Source organism: Kineosporia sp. NBRC 101731 (genome assembly GCF_030269305.1).
Classification (GTDB): domain Bacteria; phylum Actinomycetota; class Actinomycetes; order Actinomycetales; family Kineosporiaceae; genus Kineosporia.
Genome location: NZ_BSTC01000010.1, coordinates 302,022 through 312,776, shown reverse-complemented (window position 1 = coordinate 312,776; position 10,755 = coordinate 302,022). Strand labels below are relative to the sequence as shown.

The 10,755-nt window shown below is 69.3% G+C and carries 11 protein-coding genes; 7 read left to right on the top strand and 4 right to left on the bottom strand.

Going from position 1 to position 10,755, the window contains the following annotated elements:
• Positions 1-505: 505 nt before the first annotated feature.
• Genes QSK05_RS25755 through QSK05_RS25745 form a run of 3 tightly spaced genes read right to left on the bottom strand, consistent with a single transcriptional unit; the run spans position 506 to position 2,092 of the window.
• Positions 506-1,171 (bottom strand): class I SAM-dependent DNA methyltransferase, encoded by a 666-nt coding sequence (locus QSK05_RS25755; RefSeq protein WP_285599903.1) that lies wholly within the window; start codon positions 1,169-1,171, stop codon positions 506-508.
• Between the two features lie 40 nt (positions 1,172-1,211).
• Positions 1,212-1,607, bottom strand: a complete 396-nt coding sequence (locus QSK05_RS25750) for a YchJ family protein (protein WP_285599902.1) — start codon at positions 1,605-1,607, stop codon at positions 1,212-1,214.
• The gene (locus tag QSK05_RS25745; RefSeq protein ID WP_285599901.1) at positions 1,604-2,092 is read right to left on the bottom strand and encodes a YxiG-like protein; all 489 of its coding nucleotides are present in this window, start codon (positions 2,090-2,092) and stop codon (positions 1,604-1,606) included. The genes QSK05_RS25750 and QSK05_RS25745 overlap by 4 nt, the downstream gene beginning before the upstream one ends.
• 72 nt (positions 2,093-2,164) lie before the next feature.
• Between QSK05_RS25745 and QSK05_RS25740 the strand changes: the two genes are divergently transcribed.
• From QSK05_RS25740 to QSK05_RS25720, 5 genes are all read left to right on the top strand, one after another.
• Positions 2,165-3,007 (top strand): LLM class flavin-dependent oxidoreductase, encoded by an 843-nt coding sequence (locus QSK05_RS25740; RefSeq protein WP_285599900.1) that lies wholly within the window; start codon positions 2,165-2,167, stop codon positions 3,005-3,007.
• 284 nt (positions 3,008-3,291) lie between these two features.
• Positions 3,292-3,705 (top strand): nucleotide triphosphate diphosphatase NUDT15, encoded by a 414-nt coding sequence (locus tag QSK05_RS25735; RefSeq protein WP_285599899.1) that lies wholly within the window; start codon positions 3,292-3,294, stop codon positions 3,703-3,705.
• Between the two features lie 23 nt (positions 3,706-3,728).
• Positions 3,729-4,811, top strand: a complete 1,083-nt coding sequence (locus QSK05_RS25730; protein ID WP_285599898.1) for a lactonase family protein — start codon at positions 3,729-3,731, stop codon at positions 4,809-4,811.
• Positions 4,812-5,126: 315 nt separating this feature from the next.
• Complete coding sequence (locus QSK05_RS25725; protein WP_285599897.1) at positions 5,127-5,972, top strand: helix-turn-helix transcriptional regulator; 846 nt, start codon at positions 5,127-5,129, stop codon at positions 5,970-5,972.
• Between the two features lie 147 nt (positions 5,973-6,119).
• A complete protein-coding gene (locus QSK05_RS25720; RefSeq protein ID WP_285599896.1) occupies positions 6,120-7,931 on the top strand; it encodes a serine/threonine-protein kinase in 1,812 nt (603 codons plus the stop codon).
• Here the strand turns inward: QSK05_RS25720 and QSK05_RS25715 are convergent.
• Complete coding sequence (locus tag QSK05_RS25715) at positions 7,896-9,041, bottom strand: alpha-hydroxy acid oxidase (RefSeq protein ID WP_285599895.1); 1,146 nt, start codon at positions 9,039-9,041, stop codon at positions 7,896-7,898. The genes QSK05_RS25720 and QSK05_RS25715 overlap by 36 nt on opposite strands.
• Before the next feature lie 153 nt (positions 9,042-9,194).
• Here QSK05_RS25715 and QSK05_RS25710 point away from each other — a divergent pair, with 153 nt between their 5' ends.
• Both QSK05_RS25710 and QSK05_RS25705 read left to right on the top strand, forming a co-directional pair.
• Positions 9,195-9,812, top strand: a complete 618-nt coding sequence (locus QSK05_RS25710; RefSeq protein ID WP_285599894.1) for a TetR/AcrR family transcriptional regulator — start codon at positions 9,195-9,197, stop codon at positions 9,810-9,812.
• Between the two features lie 225 nt (positions 9,813-10,037).
• A complete protein-coding gene (locus QSK05_RS25705; protein WP_285599893.1) occupies positions 10,038-10,715 on the top strand; it encodes a 7-carboxy-7-deazaguanine synthase QueE in 678 nt (225 codons plus the stop codon).
• Positions 10,716-10,755: the final 40 nt, after the last annotated feature.

Below are 10,755 nucleotides of genomic sequence, written 5' to 3'. Positions count from 1 at the left end.
AATAAGAACCAGACCCATCACCAGACACACCGACGGGGGTCGATACATGCCTGAAGCCTGATCCATCAGCCAAGGACCAGCCTTAACGGCTAGCCAATTGGCATCGGTTGTTCAGATGCGCTGTTGAGTTCTCAAGGAGCGGACGCTCAGAACTTCTCGCCTTTCGGCGTTCCGTCCTGGCGACGTTGTAAACAGTAGACCCTGTGTTGCTCGCCGGTCAAATCCGTGTTTCGCGGTTTTAAACGACGATGGAGCTTTCCCCTGAACGCATTAGCAAATGGCAATGAGAGCCCACCCCTAAGGGTGCGCAACAATGACTTAAGCCTTTGCAGAGGAGAGAGTTTCTATCACCCCGGAACCGGCCATGTGTATGTCCGTTGCTTCCGTGGAGTCGGCGTCCGCCTGAGCGACCCGCCGAAAACCCTTGGAGAACATTACCAGCACTCTGGTACGCCTCCGACCACAACACCACCTCCTTCATGAAGTGGTGCCGCAGCTCACCCTCCTACTCATCGGCAGCCCGGGCGACGACATAAGCCTGTCGTTCGCGTTCTCCACCCGAGGCAGCCGCCACCGTGCTGCTGCAGACCGCGAAGCCTGCCGCGGTCAGCAGCTCCTCGTACTCGGCGACGGTGCGGCGATGCAGGGTGAGCGACAGGCCGTCGTGACCGTAGGCCCGGGTGATGAGCCGGGTCTGCTCCCCCTCCTGGAAGGCCAGCAGCAGGTAGCCACCCGGCATCAGCACCCGGCGGAACTCCGCCAGCACCACCGGGACCAGCCGGCCGGGCAGATGGATCAGCGAATACCAGCCGAGGGCCCCGGCCAGCGACCCCGTCGCGATGTCGAGGGCGGTCATGGTGCCGACCTCGAACCGCAGCTGCGGATGCTCGCGCCGGGCCACGTCGATCATGGCCGGGGACAGGTCCACACCGAACACGTCCAGGCCGAGGTCTGCCAGGTGCCCGATGATCCGACCGGGACCGCACCCGATGTCGCCGACCGGACCGCGTCGTCCTTCGGCCCGCACCAGATCCGCGAAGAGGCCGAGCACCGCCCGGGAGGTCCAGTTCGTGGCCAGGTGGTCGCGCAGCAGGTCGGCATAGTCGACGGCGACCTGGTCGTACGTGGCCCGGACGGACCGGAGGGCGGGATCGAGGGCGGCGGTCGGCACGGCGGGCTCCCTGAGGTCGATGGTCCACTCGCCCCGAACTCTAGGAACGGGGTCCGACATAAACCCATCGTCCCTGGTCGCGCCGGAAGGATGAGTCCTCGTGCTGGACCTCGCGGGTTCCCTGATGCCGGTAGTGGGCCTCGAACTCGACGGTGCCCTCGGTGTCGAACGGTCCACCGCCGGTGCGGTCCAGCACGATCAGGCGTTGCCAGATGATGTCCTCGTCGAGGTCCAGGCGCTCCGGGCGGTTCTCCGGGGCCCAGGTGTGCAGCAGGTAGTCGCTGTCCCCCACGACGAAGGCCGCATAGCGGCTGCGCATGAGCGCCTCGGCCGTCGGTGCCGCCTCCCCTGCGTGATAGCGACCGCAGCACTGCCGATAGGGGTCGCCCCATCCGCACGGGCAGCGGTCGGTCTTCTGCTTCGTCGGTTCGCTCATGACTGCGCCTCCGGCACCACGAAGGGTGTGTAGCCCGCTTCCAGATCGGTGACCGTCAGGTCGGAGAACAGCAGGTGCAGCTCGTGACCGTTGCCCTCCAGAGTGACCTCGTAGAACGGCACGCCCAGGCGCGAGGACCAGCGTTTCGTCTCCCGGGAGGTCTCCGCCCGGCCCGCTCCCGGATAGAGCGCCTGCCGGCGCATGCCCCAGGCGTAGACGTCGTTGCTCTGGGGCGTCTGCTGGTGGACGAGGGCCTCGTCCAGCGAGCGGGCCCACACGTCGGTGCCGATCGTCGAGGTGACGCTCACCTTGGGACAGTGCCGGAAGAGATAGCGCCGGTACCCCTGCCCGGCGCCCGGGTCGGCGCTCCCCTGGACGAGCACCTCGTAGTCACGCATGTAGTCGGTGTACCCGTGGTACACGAGGGCCTGGTCGAAGAGGTCGTCGAGGGCCTGCTCGATCTCGTCCGCGTTCACGGCGGACATCCCATCACGCCACCCGGCCGTGGCTCGCCCCGACCGGCCAAGACTGTCGGTGGGCGCTGTTATCACTGGAGCATGACCAACGAGAGCATGCGCTTCGGCTTCATCCTCCCCGGTGGTTCGGCGACCGAACAGCTCCGGCAGGCCGTCCTGGCCGAGCAGGCGGGGTGGGACGGCGTCTTCGTCTGGGAGGCGGCCTACGGGGTAGACGCGTGGGGTCTTCTCAGCGCCATGGCTGCCTCCACGTCCCGGATCCGCCTGGGCACCATGCTCACCCCGTTGCCGTGGCGTCGTCCGTGGAAACTCGCGTCCCAGGTGGCCACACTGGACGACCTCTCGGGCGGTCGCGCGGTCGTCGGTCTCGGTCTGGGAGCGCTCGATCCGGTCCTGCCCACCGGCGGCGGCGAGGTCACCGACCGCAGGCAGCGTGCGGCCATGCTCGACGAGGGCATCGACCTCATGCGTGAGCTCTGGCGGGGCGGGCAGTCCTACACCGGTGAGCACTATCAGTTCGACGTCGGCACCGGAGGCATCGGCAGTGGTGGGCTGCGACCCGTGCAGCCGTCGATCCCGATCTGGGCGGTCGGCGCCTGGCCCCGGCCTCGGTCGATGGCCCGCATCCTGCGGTGTGACGGTGTGATCCCGGAGTACTACCGCGGCGACGGCCAGGAAGCCGCTCCCGACGACCAGCGTGAGCTCATCGCCTGGCTGGCCGAGCGTGGCCGGACGGATCTCGACGTCGTGCACGAGGGCGAGACCCCCGCCGACGACCGGGCCGCCGCGATCGCGAAGGTGACCCCGTGGGCCGCAGCTGGTGCCACCTGGTGGCTGGAGTCCCGGTGGGGCGGCGAGCAACACAGTGAGCAGAAGATGCGCGAGGTCACGACGCGTCTGGAGGCCGGACCGCCCCGGGCCTGACGACGACGAGCGCGGGCACTGAGGGCGGGTGCCCGAAGACCGTTGCTCCGTCGGAAGGAATGCTCCAACAGAAGGGAGCTGTCGGTAGGGGAAGCGTCGGTAGGGGGAGCGTCGGTAGGCAGAGCAGAGACGCCGGGAGGGTTCGCCTGATCACCACGGGGTGAGGAGGGGCGTCCCTCGTGTCACCGCGGCGGGCGGGGCCGGGGACACTTTGCCGGATCACGGAGGGAAGGGCTGGGCACGGTGCCACCCTTTCCACGACGAGCTGGGCCTGGAGGTCTGACGTGGAGTTGCGGGGTCCCCTGGTGGGGGTGAGCGCGGTCGTGGTGCGGGACGGCGCGGTGCTGCTCGGACGACGGCTCGGGGCGCACGGGGAAGGGACCTGGTCGTTCCCGGGCGGGAAGGTGGATCCGGGCGAGGAGCCGGGGGCGACCGCGGCCCGTGAACTGGCGGAGGAGACGGGGCTTCGGGCTGTGCGGGTGTCGCCGATCCGGTGGACCAGCGACGTGTTCGCCGAGGCCGGGCTGCACTACATCACGCTGCATCATCTGGTCGAGGCCGAGGGCGAGCCGCAGGTGCTGGAACCGGAGAAGGCCCAGGAGTGGGTCTGGTGGCCGGACCTCGAGCGCCTACCCTCCCCCATGTTCGGCCCGGCGCAGGCGTTGTGGGCCACGGGGTGGCGTCCGCGAGCGCGCTGACGCCTCCCGACATACTCGACCCCATGTCAGTCAGGAACGAGTTTCACGATCTCTTCGTCGGCACCTACACCGAGCGTCTGCCCCACGTCGACGGGCAGGCACCGGGCATCATGCGCGCCCGCTGGACCGGCGATGGTGGCCCGGGCGAGGCCACCCTGGCGACGGTGTTGCGAAACCCTTCCTGGGTAACGATTTTCAAGAATGTTCTGTACGCGGTCTCGGAGACCCGTTCGGACAACGGCGAAGGTGACGTCTGCGCCTACCACATCGACGAGGAGTCGCACCGGCTGGTACTGCTCGGCATGCAGCCCTCCGGCGGCGGCGACCCGGCACACCTGGCGGTCTCCCCCGACGGCCGGTACCTGGCCGTGGCGAACTACAGCGGCGGCTCGGTCGCCCTGTTCGCCCTGGACGAGGGAACCGGGCGGATCGGCGAGCGCCTCGACGTCGTGCAGCACGAGGGCTCGGGCACCGACCCGTCCCGCCAGGAGGCCCCGCACCCGCACATGGTCGCCTTCGACCCGCAGCGGCAGGATCTCTACGTGCCCGATCTCGGCCTGGACGCCGTGCTGGTGTACCGGGTGGACGAGGGCCGGCTGGTGCCGAAGGGGCGCATCGACTGCCCGGCCGGGACCGGTCCGCGGCACCTGGCCTTCCACCCCTCGGGCGACGTGTTCTTCCTGGTCGGCGAGCTGGGCAACACCCTGTCGACGTTCCGGCGGGCCGAATCCGGTTTCGTCCCGGTGAATTCGGTGCCGCTGCTGCCGCAGGCCGAACTCGATCAGGGCACGGAGAGCTCCGCCGCCGCGGTCCGCGTGCACTCGTCAGGCACTCTGGTGTTCGCCAGTAACCGCGGTCACGACAGCGTGAGCATCTTCCGGTACGGCACCGGCGACGCACTCGAACTCGTCGGGTGCATCCCCACGCAGGGGCAGCAGCCGCGGGACATCGCGTTCACCCCGGACGAGCAGCATCTGCTGGTCGCGCACCAGAACAGCGGGTCGGTCGCGGTGTTCGCCGTGGACACCCGGGCCGAGGGCGAGAAAATGCTCTCCTATGTGCGTAACTACCAGGTTCCTACGCCGGTGTGCCTGGCCTGGTCCTGATCCCGGCCCGCCCGGAACCGGCTCCGGTCGGGCCGGAATCGGGCGGGAATCGGGCGGGACGATCACTCAGACTGCCGGAGGGGGCGACGCTGTGCAGCGGCCGTGTTCGCAGCGACGGGATTCCGCTACCTTCTGAACACAGTCGCTCACCCGGTGCTGTCTTGCTGTACCGAGTGTCGCCTTCGTGCGGATCTTCGGCGTGAGGCATGTATCTGAGCCGATTCTTGCGTCTCCTACCACTGGGACCCCGCCGGACGGCATCATCACGTCTACGTTCTCGGGCGGGGGATGCCCGGCAGCGACGGAGGAGTCTCGATGCAGACCGGCAACAGCACGGGGATCAGTCTGGCGACCGGCGTGAACCGGCCCAGGGTACTCACGCAGCACGGTAAGCAACGCCCCGACCAGTACCCGAACCAGGCCGGGACGCAGAACACGACCCGCGGCCCCGGCACGGTGCCGGGCAGCAGCCCGCACCCGCAGACGGGCCAGCCGGGGGGCGCCCGCTCGACCAAGGTGTTCGTGTTCGGCTGCGACCGGCTGTCGCAGGCCGGGATGGTCGCCTACCTGCGCGACTGCCCGGGCATCGAACTGGTGCCCGAGGCCGGGATGGCCACGGCCGATGTGACCGTGGTGGCGGCCGAGTCGATGGACGAGCCCAGTCTGCTGGCGCTGCGGGCGGTGCAGGAGTCCGGTGCCCGGCGCACCCTGCTGGTGGTGGGCGAGATCGACGCCCGCGGCATGGCCGACGCGTTCGACGCCGGGGTCATCGGCATCCTGCGGCGCTCGGCGATCACGACGCGCTCGCTGGCCCGGGCCATCTCCTGCACGCAGGCCGACGAGAGCGTGCTGCCGGCCGAGCTGCTGAGCCGGCTGGTGCGGCAGGTGCGCGCGCCGCGTCCCCGGGTGTCTGCGCTGAAAGAGGGCGAGCACCTGGTCGCCAGCTCGACGGTGCAGGTGCCCGCGGCGCAGCCGCACACCGAGCGTGAGCTGGAGGTGCTGCGGATGCTCGGTGAGGGCTGCGACACCCGGGAGATCGCCCGGCGGCTGGCCTACTCCGAGCGCACGGTGAAGACGGTGATCCAGGACCTGTCCCAGCGCCTGGGTCTGCGTAACCGTTCGCACGCGGTCGCCTACGCCGTGCGTAACGGCCTGATCTGACGGCATCCCCAGAACCGGCATCCGTCGAACCCCGAGAATCCCGGTAACGAAAGGATGACCGGACGAGGGGCATTCATTCGCCTCTCATCCGGTACAGGTAGATTCGCCGGTCAGTGATCGTCAGACCGCCGAACCTCAGGAGAAGCTGTGCCGTTGTCGCCCCTGCGGGCCGGTGACCCGGCGACGATCGGGACCTTCCGCCTCGTCGCCCGTCTGGGAACCGGCGGTATGGGAGTGGTGTACGTCGGCACCGACACCGCGGGCCGGCCCGCCGCGGTCAAGGCGGTCAAGGCCGAGTACGCCGCCGACCCGAGGTTCCGTTCGCGGTTCCGGCGTGAGGTCGAGGCGGCCCGCGCGGTCACGGGTGCCTGCACGGCCCGGGTGCTGGACGCCGACCCGGACGCCGACGAGCCATGGCTGGCCACCGAGTACGTCGGGGGCGCGAGCCTGGACGACGTGGTGAACGCCGATGGTCCTCTCACCCCCGAACTGCTGCACGCGCTGGCCTCCGGACTGGCCGAGGCACTGTGCGCGATCCACGCGGCCGGCGTGGTGCACCGCGACCTGAAACCGGCGAACGTGCTGCTGGCCCCGGACGGCCCGAAGGTCATCGACTTCGGCATCGCGGCACTGGAGACGGCCACGCTCTCGTCCCGTACCGGCGTCGGGATGGGCAGCCCGGGCTACATGGCACCGGAGCAGATCACCGGCACCACCGCGATCGGCCCGCCCGCCGACGTGTACGCCTGGGGCCTGACCGTGCTGTTCGCCGCGACCGGCCACCCGCCGTTCGGCTCCGGGCCGGCACCGGCCCTGATGTACCGGGCCGTGCACGCCGATGTGGACCTGTCCGGCCTGCCGCAGTGGATCGAGCCACTGGTGCGCGCCACCCTCGACCCTGAGCCGGCCCACCGGCCCGACGCCTGGCAGGTGCTGGCCGGGCTGGTCGACGAGAACGAACGGATGCGGCCCGCCGCCCGCAGCGCGCAGGACGCCGACCCAGGTAGTCGCCGGGGCCGGCGGGCGGCCCGTGAGGCCGCCGCCGCGGCGGCACCGGGCAACGCCCGGGAACCGTGGAACACCGACGAGCCCGCCGCCGCCCGCACCGCATTGTTCCCAGCTGAAGCAGCCGGAGCAGCCGCGGCGGACACCGGCGCCACCCAGCGCGTCCTGCGCCGGGAATGGCACCAGCCCGCCGCCGCCCAGGCCCCGAGCCTGCCCTCCCAGCCGCTGTACGCACCGGGTACGACCCAGATCACCGGCACCGGCAACCACCGCTCCCGGGTCGCTCTGACGCTGACCAGCGTCGCGGCCCTCGTCCTGGCCGGGGCACTGGTCTGGATCCTGTTCCTCGCCCCGGACGGCAACGACGACACCACCGCCCAACCGGCCACGACCGCCGCGGTGACACCGACGTCCTCAAGCTCGCCCGAGGAGACCACCGCCCCGGACGGGACACCGACGCCCGAGGCGACCACGACGTCCTCCAGCAGTGTGGGAACCACCCCGGCAACCACGTTCGACGAGAACGGGATCGCCTGGTACAACACCGAACTCGGCGACCTCGACCTGGCGGCGAGCTTCAACACCTTCATCGCCTCCCACAACCAGCAGGTGGTGCGGATCAACGCGTCGGCGCCGAACTCCGACCACATCGACAAGAACTTCGTCGAGCACCCGGGTGACGACGACGAGCACGACGAACCGCACTTCACGCTCTTCGAGTGCAACGGGCTCGCCGACGGGCAGGAGCCGGACTATGCGCCGGAGGCGCCCTGCGCGGCGGCCACCTACCTGCTCGACCTGGCCGACGACGGCGAGTCGTCGTTCGACTTCAGCCAGAACGCCTACCACCTGGACGGCTACTTCGAGGTGGACATCGACGACGACCCCGACGACCGCGGCGCCACCGTGGTGACGCTGTCAGACGTCAGCGCCGAGGATGCCGTGGAGAACTGAGCCGCCCTGCGGGATCAGCACGTCCGGGCTCAGGTCGTGCACCCCGCCACGCCCCAGAAGCGTGAGCACCGTACGGATCTCGTCGTACAACAGGGAATGCACCCGCTCCACCCCGGCCTGCCCACCGGCGGCCAGCCCGTACGCCGCGAGCCGGCCGATCACCGCGACGTCCGCGCCCAGGGCCAGTGCCTTGACCACATCGGCGCCGCGCCGCACACCGCTGTCGAAGACGATCGGCAGGCGCCCGTCGATCGCCCGGCGTACCTCGACCAGCGCATCCAGAGCCGCCGGGACGCCGTCGAGCTGACGGCCACCGTGGTTGGACACGTAGACCGCGTGGGCCCCGGCGGCCTCGGAGGCCAGGGCGTCGTCGGCGGTCATGATGCCCTTGGCGAACCAGGGCAGGCGGGTGTGGGACATCAGTGACGCCAGGCGATCCCACGACCACACCGTGGCGCTGCGCTCGAAGAGCTGCCCGAAGACCTGGATCAGCGTGGTCTCGCCACCATCCGCACTGTCGGGACTGTCGGGGTAGTTGCCGGCGACGTACCGGGCGTCCAGGTCGAAGGAGTGACGCAGCACCCGTTCCCGCCAGCCGCCGGTCGGGCAGTCGACGGTCAGGCAGATCGCCTCGCACCCCGCGTCCTCGATGCGGGCCAGCATGGCCAGGAAATTCTTCTCCGGCCCCATCGGGTGCAACTGCGCGATGCGAGCCGCCTCCGGGGCCGCCTGCACCACCTCCTCCAGGCCGAAGGTGCCGGCCTCGGGCACGATGCTCGCGATCCCGGCCGCCCGGTTCGCGCGGGCGACCGCCTTCTGGCCCTGCGGGTGGAACAGGCCGTCGGCACCGAACGGAGCGGTCATCACCGGCATGGCCAGCTCGATACCGAGAAAGCTCGTCGACAGGTCCGGGCCGGCCAGACCGCTCATCACCCGCTGCCGGAAACCCCAGTGGGAGAAGGCAGACCGGTTGGCCAGCAGAGTGCTCTCGTCGCCCGCACCGCCTTCGAGGAAATCCGCGACCTCGGGGGTGAGACGGGACAGGGCGGTCTGACGGATCACCGGGAGCGTGGCCACGTCGGGGGCCGCGACCGACTTGAATGCGACCATCGGGCATCCCTCCATCGAAACGAGAAGATGTTCTCAACTCTAGGACTCAAATAACCACATACACCGCAGAGGCGAGAAGTTTTTCTCGTCTTTACTGCGCTTAACGGATTCGACACAACCGGCGACCCACCCGGGATGGGAGGATCGTCAGCAATGGCAGGCGACAACCTCCGGGCCGACACACTGAGAACCCGGCAGAAACTGCTGGACGCCGCGGGTGAGCTCCTCCGCGAACGCGGCCTGGCCTTCAGCCTGCCCGAACTGGCCCGACACTCGGGCGTCTCGACGGCCACCACCTACCGGCACTTCGACGACGTGCACGCGGTGCACGACGCGTTCTACCGGCGCATCCAGAACGCCCTGCTGGCAAGGCTCCACGCGGCCGGCGAAGACCCCGACCCGCTGCGCTCGTTCGAGATCGTCTGCCACGAGTGGGTGCTCAGTGCCATGACGTGGGGCCGCGCGGCCACCCACATCCGCAGCGCCCGTGGCTACCTGGAGCGCGTCCACGACGGCTCCGACCCCCTGCTCTCCGAGCTCGACACCACCCTGACGCGGGCGGTGGCGCGGCTCGTGGAGATCGGCGAGATCCCGCCCGTGGATCTGCGCTACTCGGTGCTCCTGTGGATCACGACGTTCGACGAACGGGTGATCGTCGACCTGTCCGAGACGCTGCGCTGGTCTCCGCAGAAGATCGCCGAGATGCTCGGGCATTCGGTACTGGCCGCCTGGACAGCCACCCTTTCAGCTCAGTCCGATCACTCGACGTGAGTGGTCGGACACAGATCAGGATGATGAAATTCAGTGTGCGTGAACGGATCTGAGCATTTGGGAAGACGGTTCAGATGCGGGGCGGGAAATTTCCGCAGTCCTGCATTAACCACCGCTTAGACATGTGATGATGCTCCCTGGAGGGCCGCGCATCGTTACAGGAGGGTCACCATCAGTACCGCCAGCGAACAACCGCTGACCGCGGTCCGAGCACGTCCGTCGCTCGTGATCGCCGGCGTCGTCGGACCGACAGTCCACCCCCAGGGACGCTCGGCCGGGCGTCGCTGTGTCGTTGTCCAGATGGGCGGATGCAATCTCTCCTGTACCTGGTGCGACTCGGCCTTCACCTGGGACACGTCCCGCTTCGACCTGGCCCGCGAGGTCGGCTACTGGCGGATCGAGGAGATCGCCGAGACGGCCCGCTCGGCCAACACTCCCCTCATCGTGATCAGCGGCGGCGAACCCCTGCAGCAGCAGAACTCCCCGGCCTGGCCGCAGTTCCTCGAACTGCTCGGCGGATACGAGATCGGGGTGGAGACCAACGGCACCTTCCCCCCGACCGAACTCACCCTGCAGCGCGTCAGCTGGGTGACCGTCTCGCCGAAGCTGGCCCACTCCGGCGACCCGGCCTGGTCGCGCATCAACCGCGAGTCGCTGGTCGCCTGGGGGCAGGTCGCCCAGCAGTACGACATCGACTTCTCCTTCGCCGTCCGGGACCTCAGCGACATCGAGTCCGCCGTGCAGATCACCAAGCTGCACGAGCTGCCGATCGACCGGATCTGGATCGTGCCCGAGGCGACGACCGCCGCGCTGTCGACCAGCCGGCTCGCGGCCGTCTCCGAGGCCGCGGTGCAGGCGGGTTTCAACCTCTCCGCCCGGCTGAGTGCCCTGACGAACCTGTAGGACTCCCGAGACGCGCAGTGCCCGCGAACGAGAGGATGAC